This is a genomic window from Streptomyces sp. NPDC055632 (assembly GCF_053618675.1).
This window is the reverse complement of record NZ_JBSHHY010000030.1, coordinates 36,448-60,672: the sequence shown is the minus strand read 5'-3', so window position 1 is coordinate 60,672 and position 24,225 is coordinate 36,448. Positions and strand designations below refer to the sequence as shown.

The following is a 24,225-nucleotide window of genomic DNA, read 5'->3' as shown; positions in this document are numbered from 1 at the left end:
GCCACCGGACTACTCGTTGACGCCGAAGCCCTGGTCGTTGCCGTACTTGACGGAGGCTTCCTGCCAGGCCTTCAGGCCCTCGGAGAGCTTCGTCGGGGAGACGTACGCCTTGCCGACCGTGTCGTTGAAGACCGAGTTCGCGTACACCTGGAAGGGCAGGTAGGACCAGTCCTCGCCGACGTTGCGGGCGGACTCGGCGAAGATCCGGTTGGCCTGCTGGCCGCCGAAGTACGGGAACTTCGTGTCGAGGAAGGCCTTCGACTCCAGATCGGCGCGGGTCGCGGGGAAGGCGCCGGCCGCGACGCGGCTGCTCGCACCGGCGCCGGTGGTGGCGAACTCGGTGAAGGCGTAGGCGAGTTCCTTGTTCTTGGCGGCCTTCGGCACGGCGAGCGAGCTGCCGCCGTTCTCGGCGCTCGCCTTGTCGCCCTTCGTCCACTGCGGCAGCGGGGCGACCCGCCAGTCGCCGGAGGCGGAGGCGACTCCGGAGGTGAGGTTGGCCGGCATCCAGGCCCCGATGGAGAGGGTGGCGACGGAGCCGTCGGCCAGCCCCTTGTACCAGGCGTCGCTCCAGGAGCTGATCGGCGCGACCAGCTTCTCGTCGAGGAGCTTCTGCCAGGTGGCGGTGTACTTCCGGGTGCCCTCGTCGTCGAAGTTCACGGTGACGTCGGTGCCCTCGGTCCGGTACGGGCGGCCGCCGGCCTGCCAGATGAGGCTGGTCGTGGCGCCGGCGTCGCCGGTGTCGTTGGTGATGAAGACCTTCGGGTCGGCCTTGTGGAGGGCGCGGGCCGCCTCCACGTACTCGTCCCAGGTGGTCGGCACCTGGACGCCGTGCTTGTCGAAGACCTTCTTGTTGTAGAAGAACGCCATGGGGCCGGAGTCCATGGGCAGGGCGTAGATCGCCTTGTCCTCGGTGACCGCGTTCCAGGGGCCGGAGGTGAAGCTCGCGGAGTGCTTGACGGCGCCGTAGGGGGAGAGTTCCTCGACGGACTTGCCGATGGTGAACTGGCCGAGGGCGTAGTACTCGACCTGTGCCACGTCGGGGGCGCCGGAGCCGGCCGCCAGCGCGTTCTGCAGGGCGGTGTACTGCTTGTCGCCGGTGCCCGCGTTGACCAGCTCGACGTCGACCTCGGGGTACTTCTTCTCGAAGTCCTCCGCCACCTTCTTGAGCGTGGGCTCCCAGGCCCACACCGTCAGCTTCCCGCCCTTCCGGAGCGCGGCGTCGACGTCCTTCGGGGCGCCGCCGGAGCCGGTGTCCGGGTCGTCGGAGCCGCAGGCCGTGGCGGTCAGCGTGAGCGTGGCGAGTACGGCGAGTGCGCCGAGCAGTCTGCGGGTGGTGTGGGTGCGCATGGGAGGTGCTCCTGGTCGGTGGTGCGGGCGGGGAGGGACTTCCGGAAGGTGGGGGATCGAGGGAAGGGGAGGAGGGGGGAGGGCGGTCACTCCTTGACGCTTCCGGCGGCCAGGCCGGACTGCCAGTACCGCTGGAGCAGCAGGAAGACGGCCACGATCGGGACGATCGTCAGCAGGGAGCCGGTGACGATCAGGTCGAAGACGGCCTCGCCGCCGGCCGTCTGTGCCTGGGCGTTCCAGGCGTTGAGGCCGAGGGTCAGGGGGTACCAGTCGGGGTCCTTGATCATGATCAGCGGCAGGAAGTAGTTGTTCCAGGTCGCGACCATGGAGAACAGCAGCACGGTGACGGTGCCCGGCACGAGCAGCGGCAGCGCGATCGTGAAGAAGGTGCGCAGCTCGCCGGAGCCGTCGATGCGCGCGGCCTCCAGGAGTTCGGTGGGGACGGCCTCGGCGGCGAAGACCCACATCAGGTAGAGGCCGAAGGGGGAGATGAGGGAGGGGACGATGACGGCCCAGGGGGTGTTCGTCAGGCCCATGTTGCTGAACATCAGGAAGGTGGGCACCGCCAGGGCGGTGCCGGGGACGGCCACGGCTCCGATGACGACCGCGAAGACCGCCTTGCGGCCGGGGAAGTCGTACTTCGCGAGGGCGTAGCCGCCGAGGACGGCGAGGACCGTGGCGCCGCCCGCGCCGGCGACGACGTACAGCAGGGTGTTGAGCAGCCAGCGGACGAAGACGCCGTCGTCGTAGGTGAGCGTGCGGGTGATGTTGTCCCACAGGTCGAAGTCCTCGGCGAACCACAGCCCGAAGGAGTCGAGCAGTCCCCGCCGGCTCTTGGTGGCGTTGATGACCAGCCAGGCGAGCGGGAGCAGGGTGTAGACGAGGACCAGGCCGGTGACCAGGGTCAGCGGGACGCTGGGGCGCGGGTTGAGCGGGGTGTGCGGGCGCCGTGTGCGACGCCCGGCCGCGGGGGGACGAGTGCGGTGCGAGGCGGCGGGGGCGCCGCCGGTCCGCGGCTCCACGGGGGTCGGGGTGGGCTCGGCGGCCGCGGTGGTCATGGAGGTGGTCATGGCTCAGCCCTTCCGCATGCCGCGCAGCTGGACCGCGTAGGCGATGATCGCGGTGATCACGCCCATCACGATCGCCACGGTCGCCGCGTAGTTGTGCTGCTGGCCCGAGAAGGACAGCGAGTACGTGTAGAGGTTGGGGGTGAAGTCGCTGGTGATGGCGTTGGGGGCGAGCTTCTGCAGGATGCTCGGCTCGTTGAAGAGCTGGAAGCTGCCGATGATCGAGAAGATCGTGGCGATGACCAGGGCGCTGCGGATGGCCGGCAGCTTCACCGAGGTCACGATCCGCCACTCCCCGGCGCCGTCGATCGCCGCCGCCTCGTAGAGCGAGCGGGGGACGACCTTGAGGGCCGAGTAGAAGATCAGCATGTTGTAGCCGACGAACTCCCAGGTGACGATGTTGCCGATCGAGGCGAGGACCAGGGAGGGGGAGAGCGGGTCGGGAAGGGTGATGCCGAGTGCGTCGTTGATGTTGCCGACCAGGCCGAACTGGTTGCCGTACATGAAGCCCCAGATGAGGCTGGCGACGACGGCGGGCACGGCGTACGGGAGGAAGATCGAGACGCGGAAGAAGGTCTTGCCGTAGAGCCGGCCGCTGTCGATCGCGAGGGCGGCGAGGAGCGCGATGCCCAGCATGACCGGCACCTGGATCAGCAGGAAGAGGCCGACCCGCGCCAGGCCGTCCCAGAAGCGCGGGTCCGTGAGGGCCTCGCCGTAGTTGTCGAGGCCGACGAAGGAGGTGCCGCCGATGAGCCGGTCCCGGAACAGGCTCAGGTATCCGGCGTACCCGATCGGCGCGAGGAAGACGAGGCCGAAGACCGCGACGAACGGGCCGGCGAACCCCCAGCCCACGAGGGCCTCCCTGCGGAGACGGAAGCGGGTTCGTGGGCGGGGCGGTGGCGCTGCCGCAGCACGCGTCGACAGGAGCGTCATGGCTTGGGTCCTAGCGTCGGTGACCGAGCGGTCCGGAGACGGGGAGCGAGGTGGATCGGGGCGGCCTGTGGCCGGGAACCGGCCCTTCGAAAGGGCTGGCCGACGAGAAATGTTTACGTAATCATCGGTAGCGTGATGGTGACACTCCCGCTGAGGGGCGTCAAGCACGAAGTAACGGCGAATGAGAGGGAATCGGGTGACCGGGCAGAACACGACCGAGTCGTCGGCGGCGGCCGCGGACGGCGGCCGGCAGGGGGCGCGGGGCAGGCCGCGCCGTGTCTCCATGGCGGACGTCGCCCTGCGGGCGGGGGTCTCCTCGCAGACGGTGTCCCGCGTCTCCAACGGCGACGCGGCCGTCGTCGAGACCACCCGGCAGAAGGTCCTCGACGCGATGAGGGAGCTGGGCTACCGTCCCAACAGCGCGGCTCGCGCCCTCAAGCGCGGTGACTTTCGAGCCATCGGCGTCATCACCATGGGACTCACCAGCACGGGCAACGTCCGGACCCTGGACGCCATCGCCGGTTCGGCGGCCCGCGCCGGCTACGCGGTCACCCTCATCCCGCTCGACGCGCCCACGCAGGACAACGTCAAGGGGGCGTTCACCCGCCTCGACGAGCTGGCGGTCGACGCCGTCGTGCTGATCATGGAGGTGCACCTGCTCGACGCCGCCGCCCTGACCCTGCCGCCGCACGTCAAGGTGGTCGTGGTGGACTCCGACGCCACGGGCCGCTTCCCGGTGGTGGACACGGACCAGCGGCAGGGCGCCCGCGCCGCCGTGCGGCACCTGCTCGACCTCGGTCACGACACGGTGTGGCACCTCGCGGGACCCGAGGAGTCCTTCGCCGCGGGTCGTCGTGCAGAGGCGTGGGAGGCGGCGCTGCGCGAGGAGGGGCGCGCGGTGCCTCCCGTGCTGCGCGGGGACTGGACCCCCGAGTCGGGCTACGAGGCCGGGCTGAGGCTCGCCGGCGAGGCCGGCCGCACGGCGGTGTTCGTGGCCAACGACCAGATGGCCCTCGGCGTGCTGCGGGCCTTCCACGACCGGGGCGTGCGCGTCCCCGAGGACGTCAGTGTCGTCGGCTTCGACGACATTCCCGAGGCGGCCTCCTTCATCCCGCCCCTGACGACCGTCCACCAGGACTTCGCCCGGGTCGGAGCGTGGTGCGTCGACGCCGTCCTGCGGGAGCTGGCGGGCGAGACGGTGACGGGGACACGGCTCGTGCCGACCACCCTGGTGGAGCGGAGCAGCACGGCGGCCCCCGGTGCTCGCGGACGGGAACGCTGAGGCCGGCCCGCCCGGAAGGGAGGACCGGCGCCGGGAGGATCTGCCGATCGGGCGCGACGGGGAAGGACCGGAGCGGCCTCAGGCCGTGGCGCCCGGCCGCGGCGGAGCCGTGCTCGAACGCACCACGAGGACGGGCTCGACCTCCCTGCGCCGCGGCCCGTCCGTCCGGCCCTCGATCCGGTCGAGCAGCAGCGCCACGCAGTGCTTGCCGACCACCTCGAAGTCCTGGTGGACGGTCGTCAGGGGCGGGTGGAGGTACGCGGCCTCGGCGATGTCGTCGAAGCCGGCCACGCTGACGTCCCGGGGCACGCTCCTGCCCGCTTCGTGCAGGGCGCGCATCAGCCCCATCGCCATCTGGTCGTTCGCCGCGAAGACGGCCGTGACCTCCGGCCGCCGGGCGAGGTCGAGACCGGCCCGGTAGCCGGACCTCGCCGACCAGTCGCCGTACACCACCGGCGGCACTGCCGCGCCCGCCTCCGCCAGGGTCCGGCGCCAGGCCTCGGCGCGCCGGCGCGCGGCGAACGAGTCGGGCGGGCCCGCGAGGTGCCAGACCGTGCGGTGGCCGAGACCGAGCAGGTGGGAGACCACGCCGCGGGAACCGTGGGCCTGGTCGAAGTCGACGTGGGGATACTCGTGACCGGTGTCGCCGTCGGCGACGACCACCGGCATCGACGGCGGCAGGCGCAGCGACGGGGTGTCGAGCATCTGCGACTCGACCAGCACGATGCCGTCGACGGACTGCAGCATCAGGTGCTGGAACGCGTGGCGCACGGCGGCCTCGGTCTGGGCCCGTACGCCCATGAAGTTCACGGAGAAGTCGGCCTCGCGGGCGGCGTCGGCGATCGCCCCGAGCGTACGGGCGTTGCCGTGCGCGCTCACGTCGAAACTGACCACGCCCAGCGCCCCGAAACGGCCGGTCACCAGCGCGCGGGCCGCCGTGTTGGGGCGGTAGCCGAGTGCCTGCATGGCGGAGAGCACCTTCTCGCGGGTGGCGGAGTCGACGTTCTCCCGGTTGTTCGCCACCCGGGAGACCGTCTGCGAGGAGACGCCCGCCATCGTGGCGACGTCCGCCATGGACGGCCACTGACGGGCGGGCCGTGAGCGGGGCGACCGTGTGCTGTTGTGCGTCGCCATGCGCGCGACCTTCCGTCGGAAGACTTCGAGACCCTCACGCGGAGGGACCCTCCGTATGTTGACGTAAACATACCGCCCGGTCAATCTTCGGCGGATCTTGTCCGAAACCTTGACAGCCCCTCCCGCCCTTTCCAGACTCTCGTCCCAAGCGCTCGCGTTAACGCAAACACGAGAGGGCGACATCTCCCTGTAACACGACGGACACGTTCCGTCGGCGACTCCGGATCCCGTCCGGCGGTCACCCTCCATCAGGTGTGCGACCCCGCCGGGGCGCTCCCGCACCCACGGACGTCTCCGTGCCGGAGGTGCGCCCACGCCTGTCCCACCCGCCCCACCGGACACTTCATCCCCCCAGACCACGAGGTACGCGATCATGCGACGCACATCCTCGGGGACGGTCACCGTGCTCACCGCGCTCTGTGCCGTCCTCCTGTCCCTCCTCGGCACCGCCGGCACCGCCCACGCGGCGGCCGTGACCGTCACCAATGCCACGCAGTTCACCGATCCGGCCGGCAATCCCGTGCACGCCCACGGTGGCGGGGTCGTCAAGGTCGGCGCGTACTACTACTGGTTCGGTGAGAACCGCAACGCCGACAACAGCTTCCGGTACGTCTCGGCCTACCGCTCGACGGACCTGAGGACGTGGGAGTTCCGCAACCACGTCCTGACCCAGGAGACCGACCCCGAACTCCGGGGCGCCAACATCGAACGTCCCAAGGTCGTCCACAACGCCTCGACCGGCCAGTTCGTGATGTGGATGCACAAGGAGGGCAGCGCCACCGACTACAGCGAGGCCCGCGCCGCCGTGGCCGTGTCGGACACCGTGGACGGCGACTACTCCTGGCGGGGCAGCTTCCGCCCGCTCGGCCACATGTCGCGTGACATCACGACGTTCGTCGACACCGACGGCACCGGCTACATGATCTCGGCCGCCAACGAGAACGCCGACCTGCACGTCTACCGCCTCACCTCCGACTACACCGGCATCGCGGCGCAGGTGCAGAAGCTGTGGGCCGGGCAGTGGCGGGAGGCTCCCGCGATGTTCAAGCGGGGCGGCGTCTACTTCCTGCTGACCTCCGGTGCCACCGGCTGGGCGCCCAACCAGCAGAGGTACGCCACCGCCACCAGCGTCACCGGCACCTGGAGCGGGCTGAGGGACATCGGCGACCGGAACACCTACGGCTCCCAGACCGCCTACGTCCTGCCCGTGCAGGGCACCTCCGGCACCTCCTACCTCTACATGGGCGACCGCTGGGGCAACTCCATGGGCGGCACGGTCCAGGACTCCCAGTACGTCTGGCTCCCGCTGAAGTTCCCCACCAGGACCACCATGACCATGGACTACCACCCGCAGATCACCATCGACACGGCCGCCGGTACGGTGCGGGGCCTCGGCACCTGGGAGACGCTGACCGCCTCGCACAGCGGCAAGTGCGCCGACGTGGCCGACCGTTCGACCGCCGACGGCGCCGCCCTCGTCCAGTGGGGCTGCGGCAACGCCGTCAACCAGCAGTTCTGGCTCAAGTCCGCCGGCAACGGCCGGGTGCAGATCGTGGCCCGCCACAGCGGCAAGTGCCTCGCCGCGAGGGACGGCTCGACCGCCGACGGCGCCGCGATCGTCCAGTACGCCTGCGACGGCACGGCCGCCCAGCAGTGGAGGGCGACCGGCTCGGGCGGCACCGTGCAGCTCGCCGCCGTGCGGAGCGGCAAGTGCCTCGACGTCACCAACACGTCGGCGAGCGACGGCACGCCGCTGATCCAGTGGAGCTGCAACAGCGGCGCCAACCAGAAGTGGCTCCGCACGGCCGCCTGACCGCCGTCCGGACCGCGCCGGGCGGGCCCCGCCCCCGTCGGGGCCCGCCCCACCCACGACCACCCGCCTCACCCACGACCACCCGCTCTACCCACGACCACCTGCTCCACCCACGACCAGCCGCCCCACCCACGACCGCCTGTCCCGTACCGCCCGTCCCGTACGCCCGGCCGCGACCGGCCCGTCGCCCGCGGCCCCCATCGGCGATCGACGATCGACTCAGGGAGACCGACCATGCGCTCCACCCGTGAACGCCCCCCGGCCCGTGCGCGCGGAAGGGGCGGGGTCCTGGGCACCGCCGCCGTGGCCGCGCTCCTCGCGACCGGCCTCGCCCCCGTGACCTCCGCGGCGGCCGAGAACACCGAGCAGGCGGTGACCGTCCGCTTCGACCCCGGCTACCAGCAGCAGCCCTTCCAGGGCTGGGGCACGGCGCTCGCCTGGTTCGCCCACGTGACCGGAGGCTGGCCGGACGACCGGCGCAACGCGCTCGCCGACGCCCTCTACGGCAAGGACGGACTCGGCTTCACCGTCGCCCGCTACAACATCGGCGGCGGCGACAGCCCCGAGACCACCCCCTACATGCGGGCCGGCGGCGCCGTTCCCGGCTGGTGGAACCGTCCCGGGGCCGAGTCCCCCGACTGGTGGAACCCGGACGACCCCACCCACTGGAACCCGAACGCCGACGCCGACCAGCGCTGGTGGCTCACCGCCGCCAAGGCACGGGGCGCCGACACCTTCGAGGCCTTCTCCAACTCCGCGCCGTACTTCATGACGAACAGCGGCCTCGTCTCCGGAGCGCGGGATCCGAACCGGGACAACCTCCGCTCCGACCAGTACGAGCGGTTCGCCGCGTACCTCTCAGGGGCGCTGAAGCGCGCGCAGAGCGCCACCGGCGTCACCTTCGACTCCCTGTCCCCCGTCAACGAGCCGAACACCGACTACTGGCGCGCCGGGGGGAGACAGGAGGGCTCCCACTGGGATCCCGCCTCCCAGGCGCGCATGATCACCACCATGCGCGCCCGGCTGGACGCCGACGGCCTCACCACCCGTGTCGCCGCCATGGACGAGACCAACCCCGACGTCTTCCGCGCGAACTGGGACGCCTACGACCCGGCGGCCAAGTCCGCGGTCGGCAGGCTCAACACCCACACGTACGGCACCGACGGGCGCACCGGCGTCCGTGACATCGCCAAGGGGACCGGCACGCCGCTGTGGATGTCCGAAGTGGACCTCGGCGGCAGCGTCGGACAGAGCTTCACCGACATGAGCCCCGCCCTCGACCTCACCCAGCGCGTCAACGAGGACTTCCGCGAACTGGAGCCCCGCGCCTGGGTCCTGTGGCAGGCCGTCGAGGACTACGAGAACATGACGCCGGGCCGCGAGAACTCCAACTGGGGCCTCATCCAGACCGACTTCACCCCGGCCGACGCGGCCACCGAACCCCTCCGCAAGAACAAGAAGTACTGGGCGATGGCGAACTACACCCGCTTCGTCCGCCCGGGCGCCCGCGTCATCAACACCGACAACGCCGACACCTTCGCCGCCCTGCGGCCGGCCGGCCAGGGCGCGGTCGTCGTCCACACCAACCCCACCGGCGAGCCCCAGCGGCTCACCCTGAACCTCGCCGGCTTCCAGAGCGTGGGCACGGGGGCCGTCCAGCGCTACACCACCGACGGCACCAGGAACCTCCAGCGCGAGGGCGACCTCGTCCCCGCGGGCAAGACGCTCACCGCCACCGTGGGCGCGGGCTCCGTCACGACGTTCGTCCTGCCCGCCGCGACGGGCGTGAACGCCTCCGACACCACGGCCCCCACCGGCGCCGCACGCCAACTCCTCAACGACAACAGCGGCAAGGCCCTGGCCGTCGCCACGAGCAACGGCCGCAGCACGCTGGTCCAGCGCACGTCCAGCCCCGGCACCACGGCGCAGCACTGGAAGTTCACCAAGTTCACCTCCACCGACCGGAGCAACACCGCGGCCTACCGCATCACGAGCGCCGTCGACGGCAAGGCGCTCGCGGCCCGGGGCGACTCCCTGGTGCTCGTGGCCCCGGGCAGCTCGGCCGAGCAGAAGTGGATGCTGTCCACCACGGGCGACGGACACCACACCCTCGTCAACGCCGCCGGCGGCAAGCTCCTGGACGTCGGCGGCGAGTCCACGAGCGACGGCGCGCCCGTCGGGGTGTACCGCCCGACGACCGGGGCCAACCAGTCCTGGACCTTCCGCTCCGTCGCCCCGGACACGTGGACGCCGCTGCGCATGCGGCACAGCGGCAAGTGCCTGGACGTGAGCGGCACCTCCACCGCGGACGGCGCCCAGGTCGTCCAGTACACCTGCGGCGGCGCGACCAACCAGCAGTGGGCTTTGCGGCCCGCGGGCGGCGGCTACGTCAACGTCGTCGCCCGGCACAGCGGCAAGTGCCTCGACGTCAGCGGCGAGTCGACCTCCGACGGCGCGGCCGTCTTCCAGTACGGCTGCAACGGCGGTGCCAACCAGCAGTGGTCGGTGCACCGGTCGCCCGACGGTTTCACCACCCTCCTCGCCCGCCACAGCGGCAAGTGCCTGGACGTGGGCGGAGTCTCCGCGGCGGACGGCGCGGAGGTCGTCCAGTACGCCTGCGCCACGGCCGCCAACCAGCAGCTCACCACCTCCTGACGGCCCCGCCCGCGGGGGCGGTGCGAGCCGCCCCCGCGGAGGGAGGAGGGTATTCTGTTCCCCTCCGACGCCTTCGGTCGGCTCCACGCCGACCGGTTCCCGCACGAGGCGGACGACACGGGGACGGGGGATGCGATGCTGGCGCTCCAGCGGCGCGCGCTGATCCTCGACCTCGTACGCCGTGACGGCGCCGTGCGGGTGGCCCGCCTCGTCGAACAGCTCGGGGTCTCGGACATGACCGTCCGGCGGGACCTGGAGGCGCTGGCCAGGTCCGGCTCCCTGGAGAAGGTGCACGGAGGAGCCGTCGCGACCTCCACGGCCACCACCGGGGAGGAGCCCGGCTTCGAGGCCAAGACCGACCTGGAGTCGACGGCCAAGGCCGCCGTGGCCACGGCGGCGGCCGGCCTGGTGAAGCCGGGCAGCGTCATCGCCGTCTCCGGGGGCACGACCGCCTTCGCGGTGGCCGAGGGCCTCCGGCACGTTCCCGGCCTCACCGTCGTCACCAATTCACTGCCCGTCGCGGACCTCCTGCGCGGACGCGCCGAGGAGCGGGACGCGGGCGCCCCGACCGTGCTCCTCACCGGTGGCTCCCCGACGAAGTCGGCGTCGCTCGTGGGACCCCTGGCCGACCAGGCGATCCGCTCGCTGCGCGTGGACCTCCTGATCATGGGCGCCCACGGGGTGTCCGAGCGCGCGGGCGTCACCTCCCCGAACCTCGCCGAGGCGCAGACGAACCGGGCGCTGATCGACTCCGCCGGACAGCTCGCCGTGGTCGCGGACCACAGCAAGTGGGGCGTGGTGGGGCTGAGCAGGTTCGCCGACCTCTCCGAGATCGACTACTTCGTCTCGGACGACGCCCTCGGCGAGGAAGCCCGGTCGGTACTGAGCCGCGAGGTGGGCCGGCTGGTCCTGGCCGACGCGGCGAGCGCCTGACCTTCCCGCCGGGGAGGCCCGCGAGGCAGCCGGCATCGATGCCCTGATCGTGTACGAACTCGACGGCACCACCCTCGCCCACAGCGATCCCGCACAGCTGGGCGGGCACGTCGTCGGCCCGTACGCCGAAGCGGCGGTGCGCCGGCCCTTCACCCGCGCCTTCCAGGGCGTCCTGGGCCTCGGTCCCACCCTCGCGGCCCTTCTGGCGTCGGACCGGATCGCCGCCGACCGGGACGGGAGCCCGCCGAACCGGAAGGACCCGGACGCCTCGTGGTTCGACAGCCACGCGGCTACGTGACCATCGGCTGCGCCCGCAACCGGATCGCGGTCCGCCCCGTCTCCTTCGACGGCATCCAGCCGGGCATCGACTTCTTCGCGAGCGACCCCGACCCCGAGGCGATCGCCCACGGCGAGCCCCCGATCGGCAGCGCGTGGGACTTCCCCGACCTCGGGCACCTTGACGAACCGCGAGGAAAACCCCCGATACCCACCGGTACGCGAACCTTCTGTTCAAACTCTTGACAGTCCACCACCGGCCTTCCAGACTCTCTCCCAACACCCCGCGTTAACGTAAACATGAAGGACGAAACGCAGCCGCAACGCGGCGGCGATCCCCTCCGGCGCATGGGCCGCATCGTCCCGACCGCCGCCGCCGTGAGCACGGATCCGGTCGGCCCCCGCCTTCGCGTACGCCTTCGCAGTACGCACCCGCTCGCCCCACACTCCGCCGTGCACGTCAGGTTCGCCGTGACAATGCGACCCCCACGTGACGGCTCCCCACAGCAAGAGGTAATTGATCATGCCGCGCAGAAGAACCAGGACATCGGCGTTCCTCGCCGCTCTGTCCGCCCTCCTCCTCTCCCTCCTCGGTGCCACGGGAACCGCCCACGCGGCCTCGGTGGCCACAGCCAACGCCACGCAGTTCACCGATCCGGCCGGCAATCCCGTGCACGCCCACGGTGGCGGGGTCGTCAAGGTCGGCGCGTACTACTACTGGTTCGGTGAGAACCGCAACGCCGACAACAGCTTCCGGTACGTCTCGGCCTACCGCTCGACGGACCTGAGGACGTGGGAGTTCCGCAACCACGTCCTGACCCAGGAGACCGACCCCGAACTCCGGGGCGCCAACATCGAACGCCCCAAGGTCGTCCACAACGCCTCGACCGGCCAGTTCGTGATGTGGATGCACAAGGAGGGCAGCGCCACCGACTACTCCGAGGCGCGGGCCGCGGTCGCGGTCTCCTCGACCGTGGACGGCGACTACTCCTGGCGTGGCAGCTTCCGCCCGCTCGGCCACATGTCGCGTGACATCACGACGTTCGTCGACACCGACGGCACCGGCTACATGATCTCGGCGGCCAACGAGAACGCCGACCTGCACGTCTACCGCCTCACCTCCGACTACACCGGCATCGCGGCGCAGGTGCAGAAGCTGTGGGCCGGACAGTGGCGGGAGGCTCCCGCGATGTTCAAGCGGGGCGGCGTCTACTTCCTGCTGACCTCCGGCGCCACCGGCTGGGCGCCCAACCAGCAGAAGTACGCCACCGCCACCAGCGTCACCGGCACCTGGAGCGGGCTGAGGGACATCGGCAACTCCACCACCTACCGCAGCCAGACGGCCTACGTCCTGCCGGTGCAGGGCACCTCCGGCACCTCGTACCTCTACATGGGCGACCGCTGGGGCAACTCCATGGGCGGCATGGTCCAGGACTCCCAGTACGTCTGGCTCCCGCTGAAGTTCCCCACCAGGACCACCATGACCATGGACTACTCGCCCAAGGTCACGATCGACACCGCGGCCGGAAAGGTGACCGGCATGAACGTGGTCTGGGAGACGCTGTCGGTCCGCAGCAGCGGCAAGTGCGCCGACGTCTCCGACTTCGACTCCGCCGACGGCGCCCGGATCATCCAGTGGGGCTGCGGCGGAGACATCAACCAGCAGTACTGGTTCAAGAACGTGGGCACCAGCGGCTACGTCCAGATCATGGCCCGCAACAGCGGCAAGTGCCTCGAAGCGAGTGGGACGGCCACCGAGGACGGCGCTCCGGTCGTCCAGAAGACCTGCGGCTCCGCGAAGTCCCAGCACTGGAAGGTCGAGCCGACGGACGAAGCCGGCTACAGCCGACTGGTCGCCCGGCGCAGCGGCAAGTGCCTGGACGTCGCCGACTACTCGTACGCGGACGGAGCCGCGCTCGACCAGTGGACCTGCAACGGCGGTCGGAACCAGCAGTGGGAGCGGACCATCGCCTGACGGCGACGCTCTCCCCGGGTGTCTCTTCTCTCCTCTTGTGGAGGAGAGGCACCCGCTTGCGTGCCGGCCGCCCAGGCGCGCCCCCTTCCCTCCCCGTCCCCGCTCTCCTTGTCATCGAAGGAGTTCCGTCATGTCCTCCCCCGACACCCCTCTCGGCCGCAGAGGCTTCATCACCGCGGCCGCTCTCACCGCCGGTGCCGTCGCGCTTCCCCAAGGCGTCCTGGCGACGGCGGCGGCAGCCGTCGTTCCGCCCCAGATCACCCTGCCGCAGCGGGGCATGTACGACACCGCGCCGGCATCGGACTGGACCGACGGCTTCGTCACCGGCAACGGCGAGTACGGCGCGGTGCTCCACGGGACGCCGCGGTCGGAGCGGATGGTCCTCAACCACCACCGCTTCGTGCTGCCCAACGGCACCCGCGACGTGACACCGCCCGTGCTCGCGAACCGTCTGGAGTCGGTGCGGGACAGGGCCCTGTCCGGTGACTACTGGGGTGCCGCGGGGGAGTTCGCGGAAGGCTGGGACCTGCGCTGGACGCAGACCTTCCACCCGGGGTACGAACTGCGGCTGAGCACGCCGGACGCGACGACGTCCGACAACTACGCGCGGGTCACCGACTTCCGCACCGGCGAGGTCACGCACTCGTGGTCCGACAACGCCGGTGTGTGGAAGCGGCGCGCCTTCGTCTCCCGCGCCGACAGGGTCGTCGTCCACGAGCTGTTGCCCGCCGCCGGCAGGACCGTCGACACGACGATCGAGGTGAGCACCGCTCTCGAAGGCGTACCGGGCGATGTCGGCTTCACCACGACCGCCACGGCCTCGAACCGCACCGGCCACCTCCGCCTGCGCGGCACGTACCCGTCGGGACAGGGGGCGTTCGGGTACGAGGGCGTCACCCGGGTCGTGGTGACGGGCAACAGGGCCTCGGTGTCGGCCAGCGGCAACACGCTGGTCGTCTCCCGTGCGGCCAAGGTGGTACTGCTGACCAAACTGGGCCGGTACGAGAACGCGGGCGAGTGGAACGCCGAGCCGCTGCACGCCGCGCTGGGCGCGCTCTCCACCGACTACGCGACCCTGCTCGGGCGCCACACACCTCTGCACCGGGCGATGTTCGACGGCTCCAGCCTCGACCTCGGCGTATCCGCCGCGGACCGGCAGCTCTCCACGTCCGAGCTGATCGCGCGGCAGAACGGCAACCGGTGGACGCTCGACATCGCGCTCCTCGAGCGGATGTACGACTCGGGACGGTACCTGTTCGTCAGCTCCAGCGGCGTCCTGCCTCCACGATTGACCGGGCTGTGGGCGGGCAGCTGGAACGGCGCCTGGGCCGACGACTTCACCACCGACGCCAACGTCAACCTCCAGGTCGCGGGCGGCAACATCCTCGGCCACGGCGCCGCCATGAACGGCTTCTTCGACCTCGTTCTCGGGCAACTCGACGACTGGCGCAGGAACGCCACGAACCTCTACGGCGCACGAGGCTTCCTCGCGCCGTCGCGTACCGACGGCGAACACGGCCACATGCTGCACTTCAACGGCGGCGACTTCCCGGGCCAGTGCTGGACCGGCGGCGCCGACTGGATGCTGTACCCGCTCCTGGAGCACTACCAGGTGACCGGTGACGAGGCCTTCCTCCGGGACAAGCTCGGCCCTGCCCTCATGGAACTCGCGCTTTTCTACGAGGACTTCCTCACCCGTACCGACTCCCACGACAAGGTCGTCTTCGTTCCCTCGTTCTCGATGGAGAACTCCCCCTCCAGCACCGGCCAGATGCTCTCCACCAACGCGACCGGCGACATCATGGCCGGCCGCCACGCCCTCCAGGCCGCCGTCGACGCCGCGAACACGCTGAACGTCGAACAGGGCGGCGGACAGGGAGTGGCCCGCTGGACCGCGCTCCTCGCCAGGCTTCCCGACTACGCCGTCAACGGCGACGAGGCGCTGGCCGAATGGTCCTGGGCCGGTCTGAACGACCGCTACAACCACCGGCACGCGCAGCACCTGTACGGCGCCTGGCCCCTGCACGAGATCAACCCGGAGGAGAAGCCGGACCTCGTTCTCGCCGCGCGCAAGGCCCTCAGGATCCGCGGCGACGAGAACTATTCGGCTCATGGCAGCCTCCACCGCGCACTGGCGTGGAGCCGGCTGAAGAACGGGGCCGGTGTCTACGACAACATCCGCAAGGTGCTGGGAAGCAACATGGTCTTCCGCTCCCTGGTGACCTCCCACAACCCCGACCTGCACACCTACAACTGCGACGCCGCAAACGCCCTGCCGGCGGTCATCGCCGAGTCCCTGATCTACACCAGGCCGGGGATGCTGGAGATCCTGCCGGCCCTGCCCGAGCAGTTGGCGCGGGGAACGATCCGTGGCGTCCGGGGCCGCAACCGGGTTCTCGTCGAGACCCTGACGTGGGACACGACGGCACGCACCGCCACCGTCACTCTCGTCTCGAACGTCACGCAGACCCTCGATTTCGTCTGCCGTCGCGGCATCACGTCGCTCTCCACCACGGCGACCGTGGCACCCTCCTCCCTCGGCGGCCATGCCAGGAAGGTGTCCCTCACGGCGGGTAAGCGTACGCGGATCACCGTAGGCCTGCTCACCGGGACGTACCGGGTGGTCAACCGGGCCGGCGGCAAGGTCCTCGACGTGGCGAACGAATCGACCGGCAACGGGGCTTCGGTCATCCAGTGGCCGTGGTCGGGCGGGGCGAACCAGCAGTGGCGCCTGGCACCGAACCACGACGGGACCTTCCGCCTCTCCAACGTCCACAGCGGCAAGGTCCTCGACAACCCCGGTACCTCCATGACCCCCGGCCAGGCGTTGGACCAGTGGACGGACACCGACAGCCCCAACCAGTGGTGGGACCTGGTGCCCGCCGGCGCGAGCGGCCGTCATCACCTGATCAACAGGGCCAGCGGTCTGCGCGCGTGCGTCGAGAACGGCTCGACGGACGACGGCGCCAGGATCGTCCAGATGCCCGCCGACCGTTCGGCCGGACAGGAATGGACGATCGTCGCCCTCTGACCGCGTGCGCCCCGGAGAGGACGTCGGCCGGTGGCCCCTTCCCCGTGCCCCGACCGTTCGCACGCACGGGAGGACAGGCGGCTCAGGCCGGGCGACGAGGCGATCACCGTCGAACACCGCTCCTGGCGCACCGCCGAAGGCGTCACTCACGACCCCGCCGCCACCGGCCGCATCGTCGACAACGACGTGTCCGTCTGCCGCTGCGTCTCCTGCGACCGGCGGCTCTTCCTCGACCAGACGGGCCCCCGACGGGCCCGAGCACTGGACCTCCGGGACACCGGCACCCTGGCCCCGGGCAAGCCCGCCCGCCGGTGCTTTCGGTCCGAAGGTCCGGAGCGGTCCGGAGGCAGGACTCAGGCTGGCTTGCGCCAGACGGAGACGTGCTTCGCGGAGTCCTGGGTGAACGCCGCACCGCTCCAGTCGGCGACGCGGCGCTCCAGCTCCAGTCCGGCGATCCGGGCCATCAGGTCCAGCTCCGCCGGCCAGGCGTACCGGTGCCGGGAACTGCCGCGCCGGTAGCGGCCGTCGTCGCCGTCGCGGGTGAGGTGGTGCGAGACGAGGACCTGCTCGACCAGGTCAAAGGTGTCGAAGCCGAGGTGCCGCTCGGAGACGTCGAACGGCACCGCGATCTGGCCGGGCGGCAGGAACCGCAGCGGCGGCACGGCCAGTTCGACGACGAACCGGCCGCCGGGCGCCAGGTGCCGCGCGGCGTTGCGGAAGCACTCGACCTGCTCGTCCTGGGTGAGCAGGTTCGAGATCGTGTTGTAGACGAGGTACACCAGGGAGAACTCGCCGGGGACGACGGTCGTGGCCATGTCCCCCAAGGTCACCGGGAGCGTCTCCTCGTCCGCCTTGCGGCGCAGGACCGCCGCCATGTGCTCGGACAGTTCGATGCCCGCCACCGGCACGCCGCGTTCCCGGAGCGGAACGCCCACCCGCCCGGTCCCGATGGCGAACTCCAGGGCCCGGCCGTCTCCGGCGAGCCCGGCCAGGAAGTCGAGGGTCGGTCCGAGGACGGCGTCCGAGAACATCCCGGCGTCCTCGGCGTCGTAGCGGTCGGCGGTCTCACGGGTCCACAGTTCGCTGCTCGTCACGGGGCGTCAGGCTGCCAGGCGGGCGGGGCGCTGTCGACACGTTTTCGTCCGGGCCGCCCGCGTTCCGGACGGTGGGGAAGGACGACCGGCGGGCCCCGGGATCTCTCCCCGGGGCTCGCCGGCCGCTCTGTCTCCCGTGCGGTGAGGGCTATGAGACTGCCATCGATTAAGCGTGCATGAGTGGATATGGCATGACTCTGGTTCCGCTCCGATCTTCGCGTGAATCTGACTGAGTGGGCACGAGCGCAGGGGGTGAGCCCCCATACGGCGTATCGCTGGTTCAAGAACGGGACACTCCCTGTGCCTGCTCAGTGCTCGCTTGAAGGTTCGGCAAGGTACGGGAACGTCCTGACCTGCGGAGAAGCAGAGGCGCATAATGCCTCTGAACGGTGCCGAACGTCGTTGATTGCAACCAAAACTGCAACCACGGAGCCGCCCCTTGCGGCACGACTGCTGCCAGCCCATGTGTACTCGTCGATCGAGTGAACGCGCCCGGAGACGGTGTTCGAGGCTTGAGGCTTCCCAGAACCCCGGAGAGCCTCAGCGCTCGCCCGAGAGCGCGGCGGTCAGTCCGTGAGCACCGGTGCTATAGAGGACGTCGATGATGTCGAGGCACTGCGCGCGGACCTCCGCATCCCCCTGCCGGTACAGGCGGAGCACCGCCTCGATCAGATACCGCTGGATCAGCGCGTATCCGCGTCGACCCTCTCTGCTGTTCCGCTCGGATACCGCTGCCAACGCCTGGCATGCCTCGATCGCTCCGGAGGGCAGCCGCGCGGCCGAGTCGGCGAGGGCACGGGCCAGCTTGTCGGGGTGCTCCGCAAGAGCGGGGCTGCCGAGGAATGCGCCTATGAGGCCGTCCGCGGCAGTGGGCGACAGCGACATCACGCCGGTCATCGCGCGTGCTGCCGCTGCGCGTACCGCCGCATCGCTGTCATGGAACATTCCTTGGAGTAGCGATGCGCCATACGCGGGGTCCCCGGCAGCCATCTCGGCGGCGCCCTGACGTGCCGCCGTCGTGAGCCCGGCCGGGTCGGTGGGCAGGCCGGGGATCAACCGCCCCTGCATGCTCAGGACCGCCCAAGTCGCTCCGGCGTGCCGGACAGCTTTCTCCGGGCCGCAGAGGGCCCGGAGGAGTTCCGGTGCGAAGCGCCGGGTGTCGCGGATCAGGCTCCAGGTAAGGAGCCAGTGGGTGGTCCGGGCCTCGTGAATGTCGACGCGTATGTCGGTGAAGAGGCTTTCCGCCAGGTCGAGGGCGGTCTCCGGGGCGTGGCGCAGCAGAGCGGCCACCGCCTCCGCCGCGCAGACGCGGACCGCCATGATCGGGTCCACAGCGAGCCTTCCGAGTAGGGGGATGAGCCCCTGGGCAACCGTGTCCGACGCCCTGAACAGAGCGCCGATGGCGAGCGCGGCCTGCCCTCGTGTGGAGTTCAACCCTGCGGTCAGGAGGTCCCCGCCGTAGGGGTCCCGCCCTGGGGCGGCACCGGATCGCGCCGCTTCGACGGCGGGATCCGGGTCATCGACACAGTCGGCCAACAGGTCGACGAGGGCGGCGTGCCCTACGACATCCGAGGCAGCGGTTTCTATGGCCCGGCAGATGGTTCTGGCGAAACTCTCCCCCACGAGACGACGAGCGTGGGAACAGAGCCGGAGCAGGACGTCGGCGTCGGTCTTCCCCGCGACCCCGTCGATCACGGCTGCGAAGGCAGGAGCCGGAACGGTCTCGTCGAAGGTGAGTGCCAGTCGAACGAACCGTTGCGGTTCCTTCCCGGCTACGGCACGCAGTATGGAAGCCAGCTCGGTTGCTCCGCCTGTCGGGATGTCGCCTTCCCAGTTGGTCTGTTCCTTGTCGTACTTCCTCAGCGCACGTAGCCACTGGTCATCTGTCATGTGCTCACCTGCGGAACCCGGCACCGGAGGGCCCACCCAATGGGCCTCTGGCTCCCGAGGCCCGACCGGAGGATGCTGCCCGAACTTTCGTTCCAACTCGCCGAGGCGCCTCTCCACAGCAGCGCTGCGGCGCTTCTCGTCGACCGCGCCGAGGAGCACGTATTGTGCTCGCCCGAACAGGTGACGGCCCTCGGGGAGCCGTTCCCAGCGGGGAAAGTGGTCGAATAGAAGCTGGACGAGCTGCTCCAGAGTGGTGTCCTCGCACCGTTGCGTCGTCGCGACGATGAGTTCACGTGAAGCCCAGCACGCACTGTCCGCCCAGCCGATATGCAAGTGCTCGGGGTCGCTCATCAGCCAGGCGAGCGCTTCGTCCGGGCGGTTCCAGACCGTGTAGGTCCGGCAGGCAAGGAAGCGCAGGGCCCGCCCACCGCCCACCGCCGTCAGGGACCCCATGGCCTCGGTGACGGAGGGGGGGTTCTGCTGGGCCAGGGTCCGCAGGGCCTCGTGAGCCGTCCAGTACAGGGCTTCGTCAAGGTCAGGCTGGAGCCCAGAAGGGGGAAGCGCCCACCGGGGGCGTAGAAGGGAGACGTCGGAAAGGGCCGCGTGGCTGGACTTCGCGACGGCGACGACGAACGGCAGGACGTGTTCGAGCGCTGCCGCGGGGGCCGCCTCGGCCGCCTCGGTGACGAGCGTGCCCGGGCTGGAGCTTCTGTGAATGGGCAGATGGCCGGAGGCGAAGGGGTCGCCGTGACCCGCTGCGGCGGCTTGCTGTAACCCGCGGGTGAGAAAGGCTCCCAGCACCTGGAGCGCGACACCTACGTCCTCCTGGGCGAGCTGTTCGAACAGGGACCAGAAGTCCGCCTTGGTGTCGGAAGAACCGTCGGGCGCGATATCGAAGTCACCACGGTCGATGAGAGCGAGGATCAGCCCGAGGGCGTGCACCGAGGGCCGCGACTGGACCCAGGAGAGGAGGCGCTGCCGCCACGGACCCCCGGCATCCCGATACGGCTCGAGGAGTTCCGTTATGCGTGCCGGATGGTGTGGGGTGCCCCACTCCAGCTGGGGGAGGACCAGCGGTACCGCTTCGGGTGTGGCGAGCCACCTTTCCCACCTCCCGGTGTCGGCCGCCTCGAACCAGGATGGCAGGGCCAGCAGGCGGCGCAGGTTGCCCGAGGTCACGTCCTCTCCCCAGGCAAGGGGTTCCAGCGCGGCCCAGTCTTCGCTGGTGGCGTCGAGCTGTTCGAGTACGGCCACGACCACGAACCGCAGATGCGGCCGGACCAGGTCCGAGGTGAGCAGGCGAACCGCAGTTTGTCGGAAGGCCGTGCGGTCAGTGTCCCGCAGATGTTCCAGGATTTGACGGGTCTGGGCCCGGCGGAACAGGGCCTGTCCGCTTGCCGCGAGGAAATCATGGAGGTCGCTGCCCGCCAGGACGAAGGAGCGGGCGAAGAGATAGTCGAAGTACGTCTCGTGGAAGAACCCGATACGGCCGTTCTCCGCGTGGAGAAGGATTCCGGCCGAGGAGAGCACCGCCAGGTCGGTTCTGGCGAACTGGTCCAGGAGCGCGTAAGGAACGGTGACGGTCTCGCGTCGGCTCATCTCCTCGACCAGATGCTGGGTGATGGCCGGCCAGACCTCACGGGGGAGCAACCGCTCCACCTCACGTCGCTTGTCGTCTGTGTACTGGTCGTAGAGGTCTTGCAGGCTCCGATAGGCCGTTGCCCGTGCCCCCTTCGTCAATCTGCTGAAGACGGCAAGGTGCAGGGGTGTCCGCAACAGGACCAAGGTCTCCGTGTCGAGCTCCTCCGGAGGTGTGCCGCTCTGCTCGAGTACTGCGCGAACGGCCTGGTCGTCCAGCAGCCCCAGCACGAACCGCTCGACCATGTCTTTCTGGTCGACCAGACTCGTGAGCCTTGGGTCTTTCTCGACATCGACCGTCCGCGCCACCAGCACGACCTTGACGTTCGGTGAGTTGGCCAACGCCTCCAGCATCTCGTCGACGGCTTCGAAGACCTCCGGGATGCGCCCGCTGTAGCTGCTCACTGCATCGAGCTGGTCCACGACCAGCAGAGCGGGACCGCCCTGCGCCACCTGGGCGATCAGCGCGGCGGGGGAGCCGGGTAGCCTCAGTCGTGAGCCCACTGCCTGTGCGGTCCGGTCGTCCGCCTCCACCTCGTCCATCCGGAAGGGCAGGACCGGCCATCCCCGGTTGGCCACCAGGCCGATGACCTCCTCGATGACGGCGGACTTCCCCATTCCCGCGGGGCCTTCACAGACGACGGTGGCCGGCCCATCCTCCGCGACCAGACGGTCCAGCAGCTCCTGTGCGTGAGGCCGTGCGGCCAGTCCGAACGGAGGGCGGACGCTTCTGCCACGCCGCAGGAAGCGCTGCCGGGCGGCATGGACAACCTCTCGGGTGGCGTCAGCCGTGTCGGGGCCGTGCGGCGCGCTGCCTGTTGCCTGCGGCGCTTCGAGGAACAGGTATTGGTTCCAGCAGCCGACGGCGAAGCCGTGGTCGGATGCCTGTACGAGGTCCGCTCGGGCGCATGGCACGGTCCTGTCTCCGGCGGGGAGCGGCACCGCCCGCGTGATCCGTTCGGAGGAGGGTGGGCCTGAGTCACCCGGTCCGTTCAGCCCTGTGCCGGACCCGGGCGGAAAGGGGATGTGAAGTGCACGTCCCCGTTCGCCACGCCCACCACGAGCGACCCGCGGTCGGCCTGGAGCCGCACGTTCTCCCCGGCGATGACGCCGGGGGTAGTGGCCGCCGGGGCGGCGCCGGCGACGTGGTCGCGCACGAGACGCTGGAGGTGTGCTGCCGCGGGGTGGCGTTCGTCGGCGCTCAGTTGCTCCAGCACGGCGGTGAAGCGGCCTTGCCAGACCATCGCGTGGCGGGCGGCGACAGCCCGGGACGAGGCGTCGACGGCCGAGCGCAGAGCCTCCTCGGTCTCGGCCAGGCGGGCGAGGTCGGCCCGCTCGGCCTGCCCGCCCCGAGCGAGCCAGCAGGCCACCTGTTCCCCGAAGAGCGTCCAGCGACCGGTCCCGGCCGTCTCCACCACGGCCACCCCGGCCTCTGCCGCGATGCTGCTCAGTGTTTCCGGTAACACCTGGCCCCTCCCGCTCGGTCTTCGGCTCGTCGACACGATAGTCATCCGATGCGGTCGGCAGGGGTGATCACGGAAACCGTGCGATCCGGAACCCGATATTTCGCATCTCCGTAGGGCCGGGGTGCGCAATCGGCGTCAGAGGGATCCTTGCACGTCGAGCGCCTGATACCGGGCCGCGGTCACAGCACGGGGTCATGGGCTGCGCCCCGGGTTCCCGTGCCCGAGCAGAAGGAGGAAACATGAAACTTCGCTTTAGCCGGCTGAACGACGCGCGACCATGCCAGAATCTCCTTCAGGAGGCGACCGATGGGTAATTCGGTCGTACAAGTATGGGAAAGGTGGGGGTATGGACGTCCCGTTACGTTTTGGTGCGGAGCTGCGTCGGCTGCGTGAGGACGCGGGAATGACGCTCAAGCAGCTGGCGGAAGTCACGACCTATAGCACCGGGCATCTCTCCAAGATCGAGCGGGGTGTGAATCCTCCCACGATGAATCTGGCCCAGTGCTGTGACGCCTACTTCAATGCCGGCGGACGGCTACGCCGACTGTTCTCCGGGGAGGTTCAATCGGCCGTAAGCAGGCCGAGGCCCGCGCGGCGCCGGGTGATCGCCACAGGGGTGGGCTCGCTCCTCGCCGCCGGTATGGCGGACGGGGGTGGGGCCGGTCATGTCGGCGACCAGAACCTACCGCCGGGCGCCCTGTTCCAGGAGCAGCTGCGCCAAATGAAGAGGCTGGGCCAGAGCCTGGCACCCGCCGCGATGCTGCCCGTTCTCCGCTCACAGGCCTTCACCGTCACGACGCTGGCCTCCCGTACCATCGGACCCTCCCGGGCCGACCTGTTCATCACCGCATCCCGCTTCGCCGAGTACGTCGGGTGGATGGCCCAGGAGAACGGGGACGAGACCACCGCACTGCGCGCTACGGCCGAGGCGGTGGAGCTGGCGCAGGCCGGCGGGGACACGGACCTGGCGGACTATGCGCTGGTCCGCCGCGCGCTCGTCACCTACTACGGCGGGGACGCTCTCCGGACGATTGCGCTCGCCCGACAGGCTCAACGCAGTGCCGCGCCCCCCAGGGTCAGAGGTCTGGCAGCCCAGCGCGAGGCCCAGGGCCATGCCCTCGCGGGTGACGAAAGGGCCTGCGGAAGAGCGCTGGAACGGGCGCGCGATCTCTTGGCGGCTGACGTGGAGCCATCGGTCGGTCCGGTGCTCGGCACTACCCAGCTCAAGGACCCGGTCTCGATGGTGGAGGGGTGGTGCCTCTACGACCTTGGCCGCCCCCGGCAGGCTGCCGACGTGCTGGAGCGCCAGTGCCGGCGCATCGCCCCCCACGCACTGAACACCCGTGCGCGGTACGGCCTCCGGTATGCTCTGGCGCTCGCCGCATCGGGTGAGATCGAGCGGTCGTGCGAAACGGCCCGCGAACCGCTGGCCTTCATGAGCGTCGTTTCCTCGGCCACCGTCCGTACAGACGTGCGTCGGCTGGACCGTGAATGGTCCCGGTTCCGTGGAAACCCGGCGGTGCGCGGGCTCCGTCCCGCACTCGCCAACGTACTCGGCGTCGGTCGCTGAGGGCTGTTTCCGGTCACAGGAGTCTTGGCCGCACAGTAATTCGGCCGCTTTTCGTCGTGCCGGGGAGTTTCTCCGGCACGGACTCGATCCTGTCCTCCGGGTCTTCGGCATCCCATCGACA

Annotated in this window: 16 protein-coding genes and 1 pseudogene; 10 read left to right on the top strand and 7 right to left on the bottom strand. The window is 70.3% G+C overall.

The window, feature by feature from the left end:
- Positions 1-9 precede the first annotated feature (9 nt).
- The 3 genes from ACWGSR_RS29270 to ACWGSR_RS29260 all read right to left on the bottom strand — a co-directional run bounded on the left by ACWGSR_RS29270 (position 10) and on the right by ACWGSR_RS29260 (position 3,347).
- Positions 10-1,347, bottom strand: coding sequence for an ABC transporter substrate-binding protein (locus tag ACWGSR_RS29270; protein WP_376241765.1), 1,338 nt, complete (start codon positions 1,345-1,347; stop codon positions 10-12).
- Positions 1,348-1,433: 86 nt separating this feature from the next.
- Positions 1,434-2,417, bottom strand: a complete 984-nt coding sequence (locus ACWGSR_RS29265) for a carbohydrate ABC transporter permease (protein ID WP_376241763.1) — start codon at positions 2,415-2,417, stop codon at positions 1,434-1,436.
- A 3-nt stretch (positions 2,418-2,420) separates the two neighbouring features.
- Positions 2,421-3,347 (bottom strand): carbohydrate ABC transporter permease, encoded by a 927-nt coding sequence (locus ACWGSR_RS29260; RefSeq protein ID WP_376241761.1) that lies wholly within the window; start codon positions 3,345-3,347, stop codon positions 2,421-2,423.
- Between the two features lie 283 nt (positions 3,348-3,630).
- Here ACWGSR_RS29260 and ACWGSR_RS29255 point away from each other — a divergent pair, with 283 nt between their 5' ends.
- Positions 3,631-4,629 carry a LacI family DNA-binding transcriptional regulator gene (locus ACWGSR_RS29255; RefSeq protein WP_376241805.1) on the top strand — a complete coding sequence of 333 codons (999 nt, stop codon included), beginning with the start codon at positions 3,631-3,633 and terminating at the stop codon, positions 4,627-4,629.
- Positions 4,630-4,707: 78 nt separating this feature from the next.
- Here ACWGSR_RS29255 and ACWGSR_RS29250 read toward each other — a convergent pair whose 3' ends face one another.
- On the bottom strand, positions 4,708-5,703 hold the full coding sequence (locus ACWGSR_RS29250) for a LacI family DNA-binding transcriptional regulator (RefSeq protein WP_453570855.1): 996 nt from the start codon (positions 5,701-5,703) through the stop codon (positions 4,708-4,710).
- 433 nt (positions 5,704-6,136) lie between these two features.
- Here ACWGSR_RS29250 and ACWGSR_RS29245 point away from each other — a divergent pair, with 433 nt between their 5' ends.
- From ACWGSR_RS29245 to ACWGSR_RS29215, 7 genes are all read left to right on the top strand, one after another.
- The gene (locus ACWGSR_RS29245; protein WP_453570790.1) at positions 6,137-7,576 is read left to right on the top strand and encodes an RICIN domain-containing protein; all 1,440 of its coding nucleotides are present in this window, start codon (positions 6,137-6,139) and stop codon (positions 7,574-7,576) included.
- Between the two features lie 234 nt (positions 7,577-7,810).
- A complete protein-coding gene (locus ACWGSR_RS29240) occupies positions 7,811-10,231 on the top strand; it encodes a ricin-type beta-trefoil lectin domain protein (RefSeq protein ID WP_453570787.1) in 2,421 nt (806 codons plus the stop codon).
- A gap of 135 nt (positions 10,232-10,366) precedes the next feature.
- On the top strand, positions 10,367-11,164 hold the full coding sequence (locus tag ACWGSR_RS29235) for a DeoR/GlpR family DNA-binding transcription regulator (RefSeq protein ID WP_453570784.1): 798 nt from the start codon (positions 10,367-10,369) through the stop codon (positions 11,162-11,164).
- Positions 11,165-11,213: 49 nt separating this feature from the next.
- Complete coding sequence (locus ACWGSR_RS29230; RefSeq protein WP_453570781.1) at positions 11,214-11,462, top strand: hypothetical protein; 249 nt, start codon at positions 11,214-11,216, stop codon at positions 11,460-11,462.
- Positions 11,435-11,686: a hypothetical protein gene (locus ACWGSR_RS29225; RefSeq protein WP_453570778.1), complete on the top strand. Its 252-nt coding sequence runs from the start codon at positions 11,435-11,437 to the stop codon at positions 11,684-11,686. The genes ACWGSR_RS29230 and ACWGSR_RS29225 overlap by 28 nt, the downstream gene beginning before the upstream one ends.
- 277 nt (positions 11,687-11,963) lie before the next feature.
- A complete protein-coding gene (locus tag ACWGSR_RS29220; protein WP_453570775.1) occupies positions 11,964-13,415 on the top strand; it encodes an RICIN domain-containing protein in 1,452 nt (483 codons plus the stop codon).
- 130 nt (positions 13,416-13,545) lie between these two features.
- Positions 13,546-16,446 carry a glycosyl hydrolase family 95 catalytic domain-containing protein gene (locus ACWGSR_RS29215; RefSeq protein ID WP_453570772.1) on the top strand — a complete coding sequence of 967 codons (2,901 nt, stop codon included), beginning with the start codon at positions 13,546-13,548 and terminating at the stop codon, positions 16,444-16,446.
- 353 nt (positions 16,447-16,799) lie between these two features.
- Here ACWGSR_RS29215 and ACWGSR_RS29210 read toward each other — a convergent pair whose 3' ends face one another.
- On the bottom strand, positions 16,800-17,540 hold the full coding sequence (locus tag ACWGSR_RS29210) for a class I SAM-dependent DNA methyltransferase (protein ID WP_453570769.1): 741 nt from the start codon (positions 17,538-17,540) through the stop codon (positions 16,800-16,802).
- A 219-nt stretch (positions 17,541-17,759) separates the two neighbouring features.
- On the opposite strand from ACWGSR_RS29210, the pseudogene ACWGSR_RS29205 reads away from it, so the two are divergent.
- A pseudogene (locus tag ACWGSR_RS29205) lies at positions 17,760-17,852 on the top strand (IS607 family transposase); the annotation flags it as partial.
- Between the two features lie 228 nt (positions 17,853-18,080).
- Here the strand turns inward: ACWGSR_RS29205 and ACWGSR_RS29200 are convergent.
- The gene (locus ACWGSR_RS29200) at positions 18,081-22,010 is read right to left on the bottom strand and encodes a hypothetical protein (RefSeq protein ID WP_453570766.1); all 3,930 of its coding nucleotides are present in this window, start codon (positions 22,008-22,010) and stop codon (positions 18,081-18,083) included.
- Positions 22,011-22,060: 50 nt separating this feature from the next.
- Complete coding sequence (locus ACWGSR_RS29195; protein ID WP_376245707.1) at positions 22,061-22,534, bottom strand: hypothetical protein; 474 nt, start codon at positions 22,532-22,534, stop codon at positions 22,061-22,063.
- A 346-nt stretch (positions 22,535-22,880) separates the two neighbouring features.
- On the opposite strand from ACWGSR_RS29195, the gene ACWGSR_RS29190 reads away from it, so the two are divergent.
- Positions 22,881-24,104 carry a helix-turn-helix domain-containing protein gene (locus tag ACWGSR_RS29190; protein WP_453570763.1) on the top strand — a complete coding sequence of 408 codons (1,224 nt, stop codon included), beginning with the start codon at positions 22,881-22,883 and terminating at the stop codon, positions 24,102-24,104.
- The last annotated feature ends 121 nt before the right edge of the window (positions 24,105-24,225 follow it).

Excerpts from the sequence above, each read along its gene's own strand:
- ACWGSR_RS29270 (WP_376241765.1), bottom strand. The coding sequence starts at position 1,347 with ATGCGCACCCACACCACCCGCAGACTGCTCGGCGCACTCGCCGTACTC.
- ACWGSR_RS29265 (WP_376241763.1), bottom strand. The coding sequence starts at position 2,417 with ATGACCACCTCCATGACCACCGCGGCCGCCGAGCCCACCCCGACCCCC.
- ACWGSR_RS29260 (WP_376241761.1), bottom strand. The coding sequence starts at position 3,347 with ATGACGCTCCTGTCGACGCGTGCTGCGGCAGCGCCACCGCCCCGCCCA.
- ACWGSR_RS29255 (WP_376241805.1), top strand. The coding sequence starts at position 3,631 with ATGGCGGACGTCGCCCTGCGGGCGGGGGTCTCCTCGCAGACGGTGTCC.
- ACWGSR_RS29250 (WP_453570855.1), bottom strand. The coding sequence starts at position 5,703 with ATGGCGGACGTCGCCACGATGGCGGGCGTCTCCTCGCAGACGGTCTCC.
- ACWGSR_RS29245 (WP_453570790.1), top strand. The coding sequence starts at position 6,137 with ATGCGACGCACATCCTCGGGGACGGTCACCGTGCTCACCGCGCTCTGT.
- ACWGSR_RS29240 (WP_453570787.1), top strand. The coding sequence starts at position 7,811 with ATGCGCTCCACCCGTGAACGCCCCCCGGCCCGTGCGCGCGGAAGGGGC.
- ACWGSR_RS29235 (WP_453570784.1), top strand. The coding sequence starts at position 10,367 with ATGCTGGCGCTCCAGCGGCGCGCGCTGATCCTCGACCTCGTACGCCGT.
- ACWGSR_RS29220 (WP_453570775.1), top strand. The coding sequence starts at position 11,964 with ATGCCGCGCAGAAGAACCAGGACATCGGCGTTCCTCGCCGCTCTGTCC.
- ACWGSR_RS29215 (WP_453570772.1), top strand. The coding sequence starts at position 13,546 with ATGTCCTCCCCCGACACCCCTCTCGGCCGCAGAGGCTTCATCACCGCG.
- ACWGSR_RS29190 (WP_453570763.1), top strand. The coding sequence starts at position 22,881 with ATGGACGTCCCGTTACGTTTTGGTGCGGAGCTGCGTCGGCTGCGTGAG.